This is a genomic window from Mesorhizobium sp. ArgA1, assembly GCF_053714375.1.
Genome location: NZ_JBSKBQ010000017.1, coordinates 13767 through 29357 on the forward strand (window position 1 = coordinate 13767; position 15591 = coordinate 29357).

A 15591-nucleotide genomic window follows, 5' to 3' on the forward strand; every position below is an offset into this window, starting at 1 on the left:
GCCCTCACGCGGTCTTTTGCACCACCAGCCCCAATTCCTGCACCATCGCCTCGCGCATCAGAAACTTCTGCGGTTTTCCCGTCACCGTCATCGGCAGTTCGGTGCGGAAGCGGATGTAGCGGGGGATCTTGTAATGGGCGATCTGGCCGGCGCAGAAGTTCTTGATCTCCTGCTCGGTGGTGATCTGGTTGGGTTTGAGCACGATCCAGGCGCACAGTTCCTCGCCGTACTTGGCGTCGGGAATGCCGAACACCTGCACCTCCTTGACCTTGGGGTGGCGGTAGAGGAATTCCTCGACCTCCCTGGGATAGACGTTCTCGCCGCCGCGGATGACCATGTCCTTGACCCGGCCGACAATGTTGCAATAGCCCTCGGCATCGATCGTCGCCAGATCGCCCGTGTGCATCCAGCCGTCACTGTCGATCGCCTCGGCGGTCTTTTCCGCGTCGTCCCAATAGCCCTTCATCACGGAATAGCCTCGCGTGCACAGCTCGCCCGGCTCACCGACCGCGACGGTGGCGCCCTCGGCGTCGATGGCCTTGACCTCGACATGCGGGTGGATGCGGCCGACAGTGGAGACGCGCTTTTCCAGCGGATCGTCGACGCTGCTCTGGAACGACACCGGGCTGGTCTCGGTCATGCCGTAGGCGATGGTGACCTCTTCCATATGCATCAGCGAGACCACCTTCTTCATCACCTCGATCGGGCAAGGTGAACCCGCCATGATGCCGGTGCGCAGGCTGGAGAGGTCGAAGGTGGAAAAGTCCGCATGGTCGAGCATGGCGACGAACATGGTCGGCACGCCGTAGAGGCCGGTACAGCCTTCCTGCGCCACGGCTTTCAGCGTGGCGCCGGCGTCAAAACCTTCGCCGGGGAAAATCATCGTGGCGCCCTTGGTGACGCAGCCCATCGTGCCCATCGACATGCCGAAGCAGTGATAGAGCGGCACCGGGATGCACAGCCGGTCGTCGACGGTGAGCTTGATCGCCGCGGTGACGAAATTGCCATTGTTGACGATGTTGGTGTGGGTCAGCGTCGCGCCCTTGGGCGCGCCTGTCGTGCCTGACGTGAACTGGATGTTGATTGCCTCGCCCGGCTTCAGCCCCTCGGAGATGCGGTCGAGGCTGTCATGCTCGTCGCGCCCGGCCATCGAAAGCACATCGGCAAAATTGAACATGCCGGGCGAGTTGTCGTCGCCCATGCGGATGACGATCTTCAGCGTCGGCAATTTCTGCGCCTTAAGCTTGCCGGGTACGGCTTTGGCGAGTTCCGGCGCCAGCGTCTCGATCATGCCGAGATAGTCCGATGTCTTGAAACTGGCGGCCGTCACCAGCGCCTTGCAGCCGACCTTGTTGAGGGCATATTCCAGCTCGGTCAGCCGGTAGGCCGGGTTGATGTTGACCAGGATCAGGCCGATGCGGGCGGTGGCGAACTGCGTCACCAGCCATTCCCAGCGATTGGGCGACCAGATGCCGACGCGGTCGCCCTTTTCGAGGCCGAGCGCCAGGAAGCCCGCGGCCAGAGTGTCGACCGTGTCAGACAGTTCACTCCAGGTGAATCGCTTGTCCTGACCGACGAAGACGGCAGCATCCTGCGTGGCGTATTTGCTGACCGTATCGGAGAAAAGCTCAGGGATGGTCTTGTCGAGCAGCGGGACAGACCGGTCGCCCGAAACATGCGCCCGGCCGTCGATCGGGGCAATGAAAGTGCCACGCGCCCCACGCACGCGCAGATTGGTGGCGTTGTTGAGCTCGTCGAGATTGATCGCCATCGCCGTCTCCTCCCGGGGATAAGCTGAACCTATCAGCCTGATGGGGCGGTGGAAATCCCGTCGATGGTGGTGGGGACGCGAAGGCCCCTCTCCGTCTCGGGCTTTGCCCGAGCCACCTCTCCCCCCGCTCCGCAGGGGCGAGGAAACGCTGGGAGTCGCAGCCTTCGCAGAACCTGGGTTCCTCGCCCCCCACGGAGTGGGGGAGAGGTGGCCGCGAAGCGGTCGGAGAGGGGGGATGGCGCCGCGCTATGCGACTACGGAACCCATCTTCGCCGCAATGTCGCGCAAGACCGCCTCATCCGCCGCCGAGCGCTCCCTGCGCGATGCCACCAGACAAGCCTGCGACTTCAGCACGACCCCATCCGCCAGCACCTTGAGATGGTTGGCGCGCAGGGTCGAGCCGGTGGTGGTGATGTCGACGATGACGTCGGCAAGGCCCGCCGCCGGCGCGCCTTCGGTGGCGCCGAGGCTCTCGACGATGCGGTAGACCTGGATGCCGTGCTTTTGCGAGAAGAATTGTTGTGTCAGCCGCCAGTATTTGGTGGCGATGCGCAGCCGCCTGCCGTGGCGTTGGCGGAAATCAGCGGCGACATCGTCGAGATCGGCCATGGTGTCGACGTCGAGCCAGATGCCGGGCACGGCCACGACCACATCGGCATGGCCGAAACCGAGTCGCGCGACGATCTCGGCGCGCGACTCCCAGTCGGCGAGGTTTTCGCACAGCAGGTCCTCGCCGGTGATGCCGAGGTCGACGTTCCCTTGCCCGATCTCGCCGGCGATTTCGGACGCCGACAGGAACGCCACCTCAATGCCTTCCGCGCCGTCGATGCGGGCGCGGTACTGGCGCTCGTCGCCGGGCAGGCTGACGGCAAGTCCGGCTCTGGCCAGCACCTCCAGCGCCTGCTCCTTGAGCCGGCCTTTCGACGGGATCGCCAGGGTGATCATTTGGGCTCTCCCCGCAGCGCTTCGATGCGGTCGAGCCAGACGGAGAAGCCGACGCCGGGGATCGGCGTCTTGGCGCCGAGCAGCGTCAGCAGCCGGTCATACCGGCCGCCGCCGGCCAGCGGCCGCTCGCCACCTTCAGCCGCGATCTCGAAGACGATGCCGGTGTAGTAATCGAGCGGACGGCCGAAGGCGGCATCGTAGCGAATTGCGTTTGCCGGCAGGCCGTGCCCCTCGATGGCTTTGGCGCGGGCCGCAAATTTTTCCAGCGCCGCACCCAGCGACAGGCCGGCGGAGGCGGCGAAGCTTTCGAGCGCAGCACTCGCACCGTCGAGCGGTACGTCTATGGCCAGAAAGCCTTCGAGCGCCGCGAAAGCGTCGTTCGACAGCCGCACACTGCGCAGTTCGGCTTTCTCGATCAGCCGACGGGCAATATCAGCGGGTGCGCGCCCGCCCGATGCTGACAGGCCGGCCTCTTCCATGCCGCCGGCGATGTGGGCGGAGAGCGCTTCGAGATTGCCGTCGAGAACAAGTGCTGAAACCTCGGCCTCAAGCTGACTATTGCGCGGCGGGTTGGCGAGGTCGGCCAGCGCCGCCTGCAGCATCGGCGCCGAGCCGAAAGCGCGAGCAAGGCGCATACGCCAGCCGCGCGGCAGGCCGAGTGCTGCCAGCACCGCCTCGAAGATGGTCTGGTCACCGAGCGTGATCGCGAGGGGCTGGCCCGGCAGCACCAGCTCAAGCAGCGCATGCGCATCGGCCAGCGAACGGGCATCGGCTTCGGCCGTATCGCGGTCGCCCAGATCCTCGATGCCAGCCTGGAAAAACTCATTGCCGCCCTCGCGGCGCTGGCGGAAGACTTCGCCGAGGTAGGAGTAGCGGCGCGGCGTGCCGGCCTGGCTGGCAATGTGGTCGAGGCAGACGGGAATGGTGAATTCCGGCCGCAGGCACAGCGTCTTGCCGGTCTCGCTTTCGGTGAGAAAGATGCGGCGGCGCAGATCTTCGCCGGCCATGTCGAGAAACGGATCGGCCGGCTGCAGCACGGCAACCTCCACCGCATACGTGTTGCGGGTGGCGAAGAGGTTGGTGATTTCGGACGCGATGGCGGGATACCGATTCATCGGCTGGTTGGGCGCGAGGCACCCTCCTCTGTCCTGCCGGACATCTCCCCCGCAAGGGGGGAGATCGGCAGCTTGCGGCTCGGTGCCTTTTCTTCAACGCAGAAAATTGGCGAAAGCCTATGCGACATCCAATCTCCCCCCTTGCGGGGGAGATGGCCGGCAGGCCAGAGGGGGGTGTTCAAGCGCCACCTTTCGCGCGATCGGCCGCTTGCGCCGCCAATATCTTCTTCACCTCGGCAACCAGCTCACCCTCCGCCACGGTCACCTGCGCCGGCCTTGCGGCCCGCCATTCGGCATTGTCGGTGATCTCCGCCGACATGCGCGCGCCTTCGATCAAATCCTTGATCTGCAGCTCGCCCTTGGCGCGCTCGTCGCCGCCCTGGATAACGGCGACCGGGCTGCCGCGACGGTCGGCATATTTCAGCTGTGCCTTCATGCCGGCGCCGCCGAGATACATTTCGGAGCGGATGCCGGCGGCGCGCAGCTCCGCGACCATCTTCTGGTAGCGGCCGAGGCTTTCAATGTCCTTGTCCATGACCAACACGACCACCGGCGCGATCACCTCCGACACATCTAGCTTGCCAAGGTTCTTCAGCGCCGTCATCAGCCGCGAGACGCCGATGGAAAAGCCGGTCGCCGGCACCGGCTCGCCACGGAAGCGCGAGACCAGCCCGTCATAACGGCCGCCGCCGCCGACCGAACCGAAGCGCACGATCTGGCCTTCGTCGTTGGGGATCTCGGCCAATAGCTCGGCCTCGAAGACCGGGCCGGTATAGTATTCGAGCCCGCGAACGACCGAGCGATCCATGGCGATACGATCTTCGCCGTATCCGGCCGCCCTGACCAACGCTTCAATGGTGGAGAGTTCGCCAACGCCTTCCTGATAGATCGCGTTCGCATTGACATTGGAATCCTGGCGGGCCTGTTCCCTCGCTGTCGCGAGAAGGACGGCCTCGGCTTGCCCCTCATTCAGTCCGGCGCCCTTGGCAAAGTCGCCCTCGCCTTCCTTGCCGCCATCCCAGCGCCCTGGTCCGAGCAGCAGTCTCACGCCTTCCGGCCCGAGCTTGTCCAGCTTGTCGATTGCGCGCAGCACCGTCAGCCGGCGGCCGGCATTCTCATCGCCGCCAAGGCCAATCGCCTCCAGCACACCATCCAGCACCTTGCGGTTGTTGACACGAATGACGTAGTCGCCGCGCTTGATGCCGAGCGCTTCCATCACGTCGGCCATCATCATCGCCATTTCGGCATCGGCGGCCACGCCCGGCGTGCCAATCGTGTCGGCGTCGAACTGCATGAACTGGCGGAAACGGCCGGGGCCGGGCTTTTCGTTGCGGAACACCCAGCCGGAGCGGTAGCTGCGAAAGGGCTTGGGCAGCCGCTCAAAATTTTCGGCAACGAAACGCGCCGTCGGCGCGGTCAGGTCGTAGCGCAGCGACAGCCACTGCTCGTCATCGTCCTGGAACGAGAACACGCCTTCGTTCGGCCGATCCTGGTCGGGCAGGAATTTGCCCAGCGCATCGGTGTATTCGATCAGCGGCTGGTCGGCCGGCTCGAAGCCGTAGAGTTCGTATACCGAGCGGATGGTCACCATCATCTTCTCGACGGCGCGGATGTCTTCCGCACTGCGGTCGGCAAAGCCGCGCGGCAGCCGCGCTTTCGTCTTTTCCGATTTGTCGGCCATGGATAGGTACTCGGTGTTTCGTGGCGTTGCGTGGATCGGTCAAATTACCGCTTTCCACCGCGCGCGTGTCCTAACCGATGCGGCCGGGAGCGGCAAGGGTTTGCGCTCTCCCTTGTCCCCTGTGGGAGAAGGGAGAAGCGGCACCGTCCGAAACAAAACGCACCAAAAGGAAACAATTCCGCCACCGGTGCGGCATCGTGCCGACACAATGAGAGCCGATAAGCGCGCCGAAACAAAGGGTTGGGGCCATGACTGCAGCACAGAAATTCGATATCAGAGACGACGGCTTGCATGAAGTCCGGTTGCGGCCGGCCGAGATCCGTGCGCCGGTGACGGCGAGCCTCGGTCCGTTTGAGGTCACTGCCAACGAGCACAAGGGCTCGACCATGCGCGAGGCGCTGATGACCGGATTGCTGGTGATCTATCCCGCTTTTGCGGCGCTGGCGGCGATTGTCGCGGGGTTGTTCCTGACTGGTGCTAGCGGGACTTGATTATGAGGAATGGCACGAACTTTTGAATATTCGCGCCGCCCCTCATCCGCCCTTCGGGCACCTTCTCCCCGTGAATGGGGGGAAGGAAGAGAGGCTCACTTCGGCCGCTTGAACGCCTTCCTGTCTTTCTCCACCTGCGCCCGGCACACACAGCCCTCAAGATGGTCATTGACCAGCCCCATGGCCTGCATGAAGGCATAGACGGTGGTCGGGCCGACAAAACTCCAGCCGCGCTTTTTCAGTTCCTTCGAAATCCTGATCGAGACCGCCGTCGTCGGGTTGGCGCGCAGGTGGGCGAGGTCGACGATTTCGGGTCGCTCCTCCTTGCCGGGCTCGAACTTCCAGAACCAGGCCGCGAGCGAGCCGAATTCATCGACCATTTCACGGGCACGCCTGGCATTGTTGATGGTCGAGACGATCTTGCCGCGGTGGCGGATGATGCCGGCATTGCCGACCAGGCGCTCGACATCCTCGTCGGTGAAGGCGGCGATCTTGTCGAAGTCGAAACCGGCGAAGGCTTCGCGAAAATTCTCGCGCTTGCGCAATATGGTCAGCCAGGAAAGGCCGGACTGAAAGCCTTCGAGGCAGATCTTTTCGAACAGCCTGCGGTCGTCGGCGACCGGCCGACCCCATTCGTGGTCGTGATAGTGCAGATAGTCCGGCAGATTGCCGTGCCAGAAGCAGCGCATAACCCCGTCGGGGCCGGCGATCACGCCTGTGTTTTCTTGTGCCATCGGCAATATCCGTTCATTAACGCGCCCGAGCGCTGGTTTACCGCGGCTTTACCAGATTCCTGAACCCGGCGGTAACCACACCAAAAGGTTTACTGACAAAGCGGCATTTTACGCATTCCGATTCACGTTTCGGTTGCGGCTTCGCGCCAAGGATCGCGCAACCGGGGGCAAGTTCCGCCTCCGTCCGTTCGACGATCAAGGTGCGTTCCGATGAAGATCTTTTTGCGTTCCGTGCTCGGTGCCGTGGCCATTCTGGTCACCGGCATCACCTCCTCCACTGCGGGCGACCGCTATGCCGACAGGCCACCGGTGATGGTGAGCCCCGACCTCTCCGCACCCTGGGTGCTGCAGCTTGGCCGCGCTCCCGGCATCGTGCGGCAGAGCCGACAGATGGTCCAGCAGCCACACCTGCGCTATGCGCAACCGGCGCGACCCGACCGGGTGCGCACTGCTTCGGTACAGGCGCCGGCCAAACGCATGGCCATGCGGCCGCAGATCAATCCGCTCTATCTGCCGCAGGAAGTCGCCTATGACGGCCCGCAGAAGCCGGGCACGATCGTCATCGATACGACGCAGAATTTCCTGTTCCTGGTCGAGAACAACGGCAAGGCGCGGCGCTATGGCGTCGGCACCGGCAAGCCGGGCTTCGAATGGTCGGGCACGCACAAGATCACCAACAAGCGCGTCTGGCCGGACTGGCGTCCGCCGGCGGAAATGATCAAGCGCGAGGCCGCCAAGGGCCGTTACCTCCCGACCTATCTGGCCGGCGGCGAAGAGAACCCGCTCGGCGCCCGCGCGCTCTATCTCGGCACGACGGAATACCGAATCCACGGCACCAACCAGCCCTGGACGATTGGAGGCGCGGTCTCCTCCGGCTGCATCCGCATGCGCAACGAAGATGTTGTCGATCTCTACGAGCGCGTCAATGTCGGCACCACGGTCGAGGTAATCTAGTCACATCGAATCAGCCGGTTAGGCTGCGCAGCACTTTTAGTCTCATGCTGTTGCAGTCAAGTCATAGTGCGATCCCGCGCGATGTGCTTTAACCGGGTGAAGGGTTTACGGGGGACGGGCCGTGTGGGGATGCGGCCGGTCACGAAAAGGCAGCGCAGGGAAACCGCGCTGCCTTTTTCGTTCTACACTTTTCGTTTGATGCACGGCCCGGCAAGTCGCCCCGAAAGCAGGCGGTTTCGCTTTCGGGGCTGATTTCTCGGCGCTTCTCTGCTATTGCAGCGCACAAATCTCGGTAGTTACGCAATTCCGGACCGAAGGCCGCTTCAACGCTTGTCCTCGAATTGCTCCAGAAGGCAAAGGTGCCAGCCATGACCCGGACCGACGACAGCCGCTACCTGAAAGGCGGCCCGGTCGCCCAGCGCATCATCGCCGCCGTGCGCGAGGATGCCGCGATCGCCACGGCCGAAGGTTTTCCGCCCAAGCTGGTGTCGATCACGGTCGGCGATACCGATGCGGTCGATGTCTATGTGCGCAACCAGCGCGCCAAGGCCGCGCTTGCCGGCATCGGTTTCGAGGAGCGGCGGTTTCCGGCCGACATCACCGCTGGCGAGCTCGAAGCGGCGATCCATGGGCTGAATGCCGATCCGCGCGTCACCGGCATCATCATCCAGCGGCCGGTGCCGGTACACATCCCGATCAAGACGCTGCAGGCGGCCGTACACCCACTGAAGGACGTCGAGGGCATGCATCCGGCGTCGATCGGCAACATCGTCTACAACCAGCTCGATCTCGCGCCATGCACGGCGGCGGCCTCTGTCGAGCTGCTGAAGGAAACCGGCCTCGACCTCAAGGGGTTGGAAGTCGTCGTCGTCGGCCATTCCGAAATCGTCGGCAAGCCGATCGCCTTCCTGCTGATGAGCGAAGGCGCGACGGTGACGGTGTGCCACCACATGACGCGTTCGGTGGCGGCGCATGCGCGCCGCGCCGATGCGCTGTTCGTCGCCGTCGGCAAGCCACGGCTGATCAAGGCCGATATGGTCAAGCCGGGTGCTGCCGTCATCGATATCGGCATCAATTCGGAGATCGGCCCGGACGGCGAAAGCCGGATCGTCGGCGACGTCGACACCGACAGTGTCAAGGAGGTGGCGTCATGGATCACGCCCGTGCCAGGCGGCGTCGGGCCGCTTACGGTGGCGATCCTGCTGCGTAACACGATGGTGGCGCTCAACCGCCAGCGGGCGCTTTATCGGGCGACCTATGGCGTGGCGGATCAGCTCGCGGCGGAGTAGGTGCCTACTCGGCAGCGACCAGGGTTCCTTCGGAGACACCTTCCGGCCGTGGCCCACCATAGGCCCAGTCGAGCAGCTTGATCGTGTGCACCACCGGCAGCTTGGCGGCCGACGCGATCTGGGTGATGCAGCCTATGTTGCCGGTGGCGACGATTTCGGCGCCGGTCGCCTCGATGTTTTTCACCTTGCGGTCGCGCAGCTTGGCCGAAATCTCCGGCTGCAGGATGTTGTAGGTGCCGGCCGAGCCGCAACACAGATGCCCTTCGAGCGGCTCGCGCACGATGAAGCCGGCTCTGGCGAGCAATTCCTTCGGCTGGCGGGTGATTTTCTGGCCGTGCTGCATCGAGCAGGCGGAGTGATAGGCGACGACGGTGCCGGGCTTGCGCACCGGCTCCGGCAGGTCGAGGCTTGAGAGATATTCGGTGATGTCCTTGGCCAGCGCCGAGACACGCGCGGCCTTGTCGGCATAGGCCGGATCGAGGCGCAGCATGAAGCCGTAATCCTTGATGGTGGTGCCGCAGCCCGATGCGGTGACAACGATGGCGTCGAGCCCGCCTTGATCGATGGCGCGTGTCCAGGCATCGACATTCTGCCTCGCCGAGGCGAGTGCTGCTTCCTCACGACCCATATGATGCACCAACGCGCCGCAGCAGGCTTCGCCCTGCGGCACCACGACCTCGACGCCAAGCCTGGTCAGCAGCGCGATCGTCGTCTCGTTGATGGCAGGATCGAGCACCGATTGCGCGCAGCCGGTGAGAATGGCGACGCGGCCTTTTTTCTCCCCCTTGCCGGCATGGATGCCCGGAGAGGCCATCGGCGAGGCTGCCGGGATTGAGGCCGGCGCCAGCTTCAGCATCGCCCCGAGCGGCTTCAGGGCCGGCAGCTTTTCGAACAGGCCAATGAACGGCTTGCCCAGTCTCGCCAGTTTCAGCGCGGCGCGAAAGCGCCTGGGATAAGGCAGCACGAAGGCCAGCATGGCGCGTGTCATCCGGTCGAGCAGTGGCCGCCGGTAAGTCTCCTCGATATGGGCGCGAGCATGGTCGACCAGATGCATGTAGTTGACCCCCGATGGGCAGGTGGTCATGCAGGCCAGGCAAGAGAGGCAGCGGTCGATATGGGTGACGATCTCCTTGTCGGCGGGACGGCCGTTCTCCAGCATGTCCTTGATCAGGTAAATGCGCCCGCGCGGAGAATCCAGCTCGTTGCCGAGCGTCACATAGGTCGGGCAGGTGGCGGTGCAAAAACCGCAATGCACGCATTTGCGCAGGATCTTTTCCGATTCCGCGACGTGTGGATCGGCGAGCTGGGCAAGGGAGAAATTGGTTTGCATGATTTAGCTCTGCGCCATGCGGCCGGGGTTGAGGATGGCCTTGGGATCGAACTCGGCCTTGAGCCTGGCCGACAGGGCCGCCAGATGCGGCGCCTGCGGCTCGAACACCGGCACGGCAGCGCGATGCGAAGGGGCGGCGCGCACCAGCGTCGCGTGACCGCCACCATGCTTTCGGATCAGCCCGCGCAGCAGGCCGGCCTCGGGATCGCCCTCCTCCATGCGCAGCCAGACCAGCCCGCCCTGCCAGTCGTAGAAGGCGCTGACGCCAATCTGCATGCGCAGCGTCAGCACCATCTGGTGGGCCTGGGAGGGCGCCATCGAGACGCGCCATACCGGCTTTTCGCTGCCATCAGCGAAGGGCGCGCAATCCCTGACATCGCGCCAGACCGCAAGCGACGCTTCCCCCACAATCTCCTGCAGCGCGCCGGCATTCTTCAGCAGGGTTTTCAGCGCGGCGATGCGATAGGCGACCGACGGACCAAACCCTTCGACGCGCAGTAGCGTCGCCGCATCGGCGCCGAGCGCGCCGCCAGCAACACGCGCGGCTATGCGTTCGGGCATGTGGGCAGCGCTCGACACTTCGGCGCTGGAGCCGAGGGCCAGCGCCATGGCGCTTGCTGCTGCGTTGTCGAGCAGGCCACGGACGGCGAGCGTGACTTCGGTCTCGGCCGCCGGCAGCACCTTGAAGGTGACCTCGGTGAACACGGCGAGCGTGCCCCAGCTGTTTGCCATCAGCTTCGACAAGTCATAGCCGGTGACATTCTTGACGACGCGGCCGCCGGACTTGAACGCTTCGCCGCGACCGGCCACCGCATTGATCCCAAGGATGTGGTCGCGCGCGGCACCCGCCTTCAGCCGGCGCGGGCCGGACAGGTTCGCGGCAAGCACGCCGCCGATCGTGCCTTTGCCCGGCGTTCCGCCGAGCAGCGGGCCGTAGTCCATCGGCTCGAAGGCCAGTTGCTGGCCATTTTCAGTGAGCAGGGTTTCGATCTCGGAAAGCGGCGTGCCGGCCTTGGCCGACAGCACCAGTTCGGCCGGCTCGTAAAGGGTGACGCCGGTGAGTTGCGAGAGGTCGAGCGTGTGCTCGCTCTGCTGCGGCCGGCCAATGCCACGCTTGGAGCCGTGGCCGATGGTTTCCAGCGGCGATTCCTCCGCCGCCGCCCATTGGACGGTGGAGAGGACTTCGGCTGACGTGGTTGGGGTGAAGGTGGTCATGGGTTGGCGCCCTTCCTCGCAGAGGCCGGCGCCACCCCCTCTCCGTCCGCTGCGCGGCCACCTCTCCCCCATTTCATGGGGGCGAGGAACCCAAGCCTTTCAAGGGAATGGCCTCTGAGATTAGCTTTTCCTCGCCCCCATGAAATGGGGGAGAGGTGGCTCGGCGAAGCCGAGACGGAGAGGGGGAGCACCATCTGCGATTTCGATGACGTAATCACGAGGCACCGCCATCGATCTTCCGCGGAGCGAAAAGAAATCTCAAATCCGTAGCGACCACATCTTCAGCCAATCGTCCTTCCAACGCTGCCAAGATGGTTTCGCAAACACGTCTCGAATTCTTCAGCGCATCGAAATTCCAGAAATGCAGCACCGAAAAGCCATCGCTTCGCATGAATTCATCGCGTCGCCTGTCGTAACTGCTTTCAGCGTGCTGGCTGCCGTCCAACTCCACGATCAGCTTTTGGCTTCGGCAAGCAAAATCCGCGAAGTACGGACCGATGGGCATCTGGCGCACGAACTTGTGTCCGCCCAGTCTCTTGGCTTTCAGTTCGTTCCAGAGGGTCGCCTCGGCTTGATTGTCGCCCTGGCGAAGATCACGTGCGCGGGCGATCTTTTCGGGCGAGCGGCGGCTTGGCTGAGAGGGCGTCCCCCTCTCCGTCTCGGGCTTCGCCCGAGCCACCTCTCCCCCGCTTTGCGGGGGCGAGGAACCTTTGTCCCAAGCACCCATCAAAACCTCGGAATGTCGGGAAATGCCACCTGCCCGCGATGCACATGCATCCTCCCCAGCTCGGCACATCGCCGCAGTTGCGGGAACACCTTGCCCGGGTTGAGCAGATGGTTGGGGTCGAAGGCACATTTGACGCGCATTTGCTGGTCGAGGTCGATCTGGTTGAACATTTCCGGCATCAGGTCGCGCTTCTCGACGCCGACGCCGTGCTCCCCAGTCAGGACGCCGCCGACCTTGACGCAGAGCCGCAAGATGTCGGCGCCGAAGCTTTCCGCCTTGTCGAGCTCGCCCGGCACATTGGCGTCGTAGAGGATCAGCGGATGCAGATTGCCGTCGCCGGCATGGAAGACGTTGGCGACGCCGAGACCGTATTTTTCCGACAATTCGCGCATGCCGGCGAGCACGCGCGGCAGTTCCTTGCGCGGGATGGTGCCGTCCATGCAGTAATAGTCGGGCGAGATGCGCCCGACCGCAGGGAAGGCTGCCTTGCGGCCGGCCCAGAAGCTCAGCCGCTCCTGCTCGGACTGTGAGATGCGGCAGGTGGTGGAGCCGTTCTTGTAGGCGATCGCCTCGACGAGACCGATCAGGTGATCGACCTCGACGCCTGGCCCGTCGAGCTCGACGATGAGCAGCGCCTCGACGTCGAGGGGGTAGCCGGCATGGACGAAATCTTCCGCGGCGTGGATTGCCGGGCGATCCATCATCTCCATGCCGCCCGGAATGATGCCAGCGCCGATGATGTCGGCGACGCACTGGCCACCCTGCTCGCTGGTCGGGAAGCCTATCAGCAGGGCACGCGCCGTCTCCGGCTTCTTCAGGATGCGCACCGTAACTTCGGTGACGACGCCGAGCAGGCCTTCGGAGCCGGTCATGACGCCGAGCAGATCGTAACCTTCACTGTCGAGATGATTGCCGCCGAGGCGGATCACCTCGCCGTTCATCAGCACCATCTCGATGCCCAGCACATTGTTGGCGGTCAGGCCGTATTTCAGGCAATGCACACCGCCGGAATTTTCCGCGACATTGCCGCCGATCGAGCAGGCGATCTGGGAGGATGGATCAGGGGCATAATAAAAGCCCTCCTGCTCGACGGCGGTCGTGATGCCGAGATTGGTGACGCCCGGCTGGGCGACGACGAGGCGGTCGGGATAGTCGATCGCGAGGATACGGTTGAAGCGGCTCATGACCAGAAGCACGGCATCCTCGAGCGGCAGCGCGCCGCCCGAGAGCGAGGTGCCGGAGCCGCGCGGCACGACGCGGATGTTGCGGTCGTTGCAGTATTTCAGCACCCGCGACACCTGCGCCACCGTTTCCGGCAACACGACGACCAGCGGCAATTGCCGGTAGGCGGTGAGGCCGTCGCTCTCGAAGGCGCGCATTTCATTGGTGGCGTCGACGACGCCCTCGCCCGGCACGATGATGCGCATGTCGGCAACGATCTCTGCGCGCCTTCGCATCGTGGCGTCGTCTGGCTTCGGCATGGCAAGGCCGGACATCGGCAGCGTCCTCTGCTTGGCTGGTAAAAATCTTTTACCAGCGAGGCGCGCCGGTTGCAAACCCTGCTTGGTCGGGGGGACAGGCAAGGCATGGCGGCGGCCTTCCGCAGCGGCAATCTGCCGCTGTGCTTCTACCCTCCCCCTTTGTGAGGAGGGTCGCGAACGAAGTGAGCGGGGTCGGCGCAGGCTGGAGCTTTACGAAGACCCCACCCCCGATCCGCTACGCGGATCGACCCTCCCCACAAGGGAGAGGGTAAAATGCGCTTACTCGCCCGGATGTTTCGCTGGCTCGGAATGCATCCGCCGCACGCGGCGTACGCCCCACCAGACCAGCAGGATGGCGACCGGCACGGCTGCGGCGGTCACGACTTCAGGCGCAAAGGCATGACCGAAGATCGAGGCGCCCTTGGCGAGATAGGAGATGAGGCCCACGACATAGTAGGAGACGGCAGCGACCGAGAGGCCTTCCACCGTCTGCTGCAGGCGCAGTTGCAGGCGGGCGCGGTTGTTCATCGAGGCCAGCAAATCGCGGTTCTGCTTTTCGACCTCGACATCGACCCAGGTGCGCAGCAGCGTGGTGGCGCGGGTGAGTTTTCGCGACAGATTGGCCTGGCGCTCCTCGACCGAACGGCAGGTACGCATGGCGGGTGCCACGCGGCGCTGCAGGAAGCCGCCCCAGGTGTCGTGACCGGGCACCGCCTCTTCCTCCAGCGCCTCCAGCCGCTCGACAACGATGCCGTCATAGGCGCGGCTGGCGCCGAAGCGATAGAGGCTGGAGGCAGCATCGGCCTCCAGTTCGGCGGCAAGCTCGGTCAGGTCGGCAAGCAGCGTCTGGCTGTCGCGCGTTTCAGTGACCTTCATTTCCAGCGTGGTCTGCGCCAGCCGATCCTCGATGCGGCGGGCGCGCCCGGACAGCGTCAGCGCCAGCGGCAGGCCGAGCATGGCAAGCGTGCGATAAGTCTCGATGTCGATCAGCCTCTGCGACAGCGCGCCTGTGCGCGCCGGCGTCAGGCCGCGGTCGAGCACCAGGATGCGGGTGAGGCCGTCCCCATCCTGGCGGAAATCGGTGACGATGGCCGCGTTGCCGCGCTCGACCAGCGAATAGCAGAGGCTTGTCGGGTCGAAGCTGGCGATCAGCTTCTCGCTTGCCTGCGTCCACTTGCGGATTTCAAGCCTTATGCCTGAGATGACCGTTCCCGGCGGCGAAAACCCATTGCCGAAGGGAGAGACCTCCTGCGCCCTGCTGCTTTCGGCGAGCGGCCCTTCCCACAGATAGGTCGAAAATTCGGTGTGCCGCTCCCAGCGCAGCGTGCCCTTGCCCCACTTCATGGCGTGGTGGCGGGCATGACGATCGGGCGCGGCGATGCCGAGGCGCCGCGACAGTTCGGAAAGCACGGCCATATCGACGCCGGAACCGCCGTCGGTCATGAAGGCGAGTTGCACCAGCACGCGTGGCTTGTCGATCAGCGGATGAGGCCGGGCATGGACCTCGCCAAGCGCGCCGGGCCGTCCCTCATGCGCGGGAAAGCCCATGACGCTGCCCTGGGCGCGCGGCTGGAATTCGAGATTGGACGTCTCGTCCGACACGGCTGGTCCCCCTGTTCTCGACCCTTCGTGTTGTCGTGTCCTCTTGAGACAATCGATGAGGCGCGTAAACAGCAAAGTTTAGCCGAAGCGATTTCGCCGGCGCGGCGCTGAAGCCGACCCGACCGGGCGAATTGGATAAATAATTTGACCAGTTGGCGACACTGGCTTTAATCTGCGCGCACATTCTCAATCGAGAAGTAGAGCATGATGTCGTTCCGAAAACCGCTTCACACTTTTCGGCACCATGCTCTAGGCA

General features: G+C 64.3%; 13 protein-coding genes. 3 read left to right on the forward strand and 10 right to left on the reverse strand.

Annotated features, from left to right (window positions below; all coding sequences use genetic code 11):
• Positions 1-4: 4 nt before the first annotated feature.
• The 4 genes from ACWGTI_RS26475 to hisS form a co-directional block, all read right to left on the reverse strand.
• Positions 5-1771 (reverse strand): AMP-binding protein, encoded by a 1767-nt coding sequence (locus ACWGTI_RS26475; RefSeq protein WP_454589846.1) that lies wholly within the window; start codon positions 1769-1771, stop codon positions 5-7.
• A 246-nt stretch (positions 1772-2017) separates the two neighbouring features.
• A complete protein-coding gene (hisG, locus tag ACWGTI_RS26480; protein ID WP_454589847.1) occupies positions 2018-2716 on the reverse strand; it encodes an ATP phosphoribosyltransferase in 699 nt (232 codons plus the stop codon).
• Complete coding sequence (locus tag ACWGTI_RS26485) at positions 2713-3831, reverse strand: ATP phosphoribosyltransferase regulatory subunit (protein WP_454589848.1); 1119 nt, start codon at positions 3829-3831, stop codon at positions 2713-2715. The genes hisG and ACWGTI_RS26485 overlap by 4 nt, the downstream gene beginning before the upstream one ends.
• A gap of 178 nt (positions 3832-4009) precedes the next feature.
• Entirely contained in the window at positions 4010-5512 is a 1503-nt protein-coding gene (gene hisS / locus ACWGTI_RS26490; RefSeq protein WP_454589849.1) for a histidine--tRNA ligase, read from the reverse strand.
• A gap of 248 nt (positions 5513-5760) precedes the next feature.
• Here hisS and ACWGTI_RS26495 point away from each other — a divergent pair, with 248 nt between their 5' ends.
• Positions 5761-6003, forward strand: coding sequence for a hypothetical protein (locus ACWGTI_RS26495; protein ID WP_454589850.1), 243 nt, complete (start codon positions 5761-5763; stop codon positions 6001-6003).
• A gap of 95 nt (positions 6004-6098) precedes the next feature.
• On the opposite strand, the gene ACWGTI_RS26500 is transcribed toward ACWGTI_RS26495, so the two are convergent.
• A complete protein-coding gene (locus tag ACWGTI_RS26500) occupies positions 6099-6737 on the reverse strand; it encodes a DNA-3-methyladenine glycosylase I (RefSeq protein ID WP_454589851.1) in 639 nt (212 codons plus the stop codon).
• Positions 6738-6947: 210 nt separating this feature from the next.
• Between ACWGTI_RS26500 and ACWGTI_RS26505 the strand changes: the two genes are divergently transcribed.
• Both ACWGTI_RS26505 and ACWGTI_RS26510 read left to right on the forward strand, forming a co-directional pair.
• Positions 6948-7691: a L,D-transpeptidase gene (locus tag ACWGTI_RS26505; protein ID WP_454589852.1), complete on the forward strand. Its 744-nt coding sequence runs from the start codon at positions 6948-6950 to the stop codon at positions 7689-7691.
• 368 nt (positions 7692-8059) lie between these two features.
• Positions 8060-8980: a bifunctional 5,10-methylenetetrahydrofolate dehydrogenase/5,10-methenyltetrahydrofolate cyclohydrolase gene (locus tag ACWGTI_RS26510; RefSeq protein ID WP_454589853.1), complete on the forward strand. Its 921-nt coding sequence runs from the start codon at positions 8060-8062 to the stop codon at positions 8978-8980.
• A gap of 4 nt (positions 8981-8984) precedes the next feature.
• On the opposite strand, the gene glcF is transcribed toward ACWGTI_RS26510, so the two are convergent.
• The 5 genes from glcF to ACWGTI_RS26535 form a co-directional block, all read right to left on the reverse strand.
• Entirely contained in the window at positions 8985-10310 is a 1326-nt protein-coding gene (glcF, locus tag ACWGTI_RS26515; RefSeq protein ID WP_454589854.1) for a glycolate oxidase subunit GlcF, read from the reverse strand.
• Positions 10311-10313: 3 nt separating this feature from the next.
• A complete protein-coding gene (locus ACWGTI_RS26520; protein WP_454589855.1) occupies positions 10314-11525 on the reverse strand; it encodes an FAD-binding protein in 1212 nt (403 codons plus the stop codon).
• Positions 11526-11739: 214 nt separating this feature from the next.
• Positions 11740-12252 carry an endonuclease domain-containing protein gene (locus ACWGTI_RS26525; RefSeq protein WP_454589856.1) on the reverse strand — a complete coding sequence of 171 codons (513 nt, stop codon included), beginning with the start codon at positions 12250-12252 and terminating at the stop codon, positions 11740-11742.
• Positions 12252-13748, reverse strand: a complete 1497-nt coding sequence (locus ACWGTI_RS26530; protein ID WP_454589857.1) for an FAD-linked oxidase C-terminal domain-containing protein — start codon at positions 13746-13748, stop codon at positions 12252-12254. The genes ACWGTI_RS26525 and ACWGTI_RS26530 overlap by 1 nt, the downstream gene beginning before the upstream one ends.
• 264 nt (positions 13749-14012) lie before the next feature.
• On the reverse strand, positions 14013-15335 hold the full coding sequence (locus ACWGTI_RS26535; protein WP_454589858.1) for a DUF3422 family protein: 1323 nt from the start codon (positions 15333-15335) through the stop codon (positions 14013-14015).
• Between the last annotated feature and the right edge of the window lie 256 nt (positions 15336-15591).

What these genes read in the sequence shown, in the direction of transcription:
- ACWGTI_RS26475 (WP_454589846.1), bottom strand. Translation starts at nt 1,771, where the DNA reads ATGGCGATCAATCTCGACGAGCTCAACAACGCCACCAATCTGCGCGTG.
- ACWGTI_RS26495 (WP_454589850.1), top strand. Translation starts at nt 5,761, where the DNA reads ATGACTGCAGCACAGAAATTCGATATCAGAGACGACGGCTTGCATGAA.
- ACWGTI_RS26530 (WP_454589857.1), bottom strand. Translation starts at nt 13,748, where the DNA reads ATGTCCGGCCTTGCCATGCCGAAGCCAGACGACGCCACGATGCGAAGG.
- hisS (WP_454589849.1), bottom strand. Translation starts at nt 5,512, where the DNA reads ATGGCCGACAAATCGGAAAAGACGAAAGCGCGGCTGCCGCGCGGCTTT.
- ACWGTI_RS26525 (WP_454589856.1), bottom strand. Translation starts at nt 12,252, where the DNA reads ATGGGTGCTTGGGACAAAGGTTCCTCGCCCCCGCAAAGCGGGGGAGAG.
- ACWGTI_RS26485 (WP_454589848.1), bottom strand. Translation starts at nt 3,831, where the DNA reads ATGAATCGGTATCCCGCCATCGCGTCCGAAATCACCAACCTCTTCGCC.
- ACWGTI_RS26510 (WP_454589853.1), top strand. Translation starts at nt 8,060, where the DNA reads ATGACCCGGACCGACGACAGCCGCTACCTGAAAGGCGGCCCGGTCGCC.
- ACWGTI_RS26505 (WP_454589852.1), top strand. Translation starts at nt 6,948, where the DNA reads ATGAAGATCTTTTTGCGTTCCGTGCTCGGTGCCGTGGCCATTCTGGTC.
- hisG (WP_454589847.1), bottom strand. Translation starts at nt 2,716, where the DNA reads ATGATCACCCTGGCGATCCCGTCGAAAGGCCGGCTCAAGGAGCAGGCG.
- glcF (WP_454589854.1), bottom strand. Translation starts at nt 10,310, where the DNA reads ATGCAAACCAATTTCTCCCTTGCCCAGCTCGCCGATCCACACGTCGCG.
- ACWGTI_RS26500 (WP_454589851.1), bottom strand. Translation starts at nt 6,737, where the DNA reads ATGGCACAAGAAAACACAGGCGTGATCGCCGGCCCCGACGGGGTTATG.
- ACWGTI_RS26520 (WP_454589855.1), bottom strand. Translation starts at nt 11,525, where the DNA reads ATGACCACCTTCACCCCAACCACGTCAGCCGAAGTCCTCTCCACCGTC.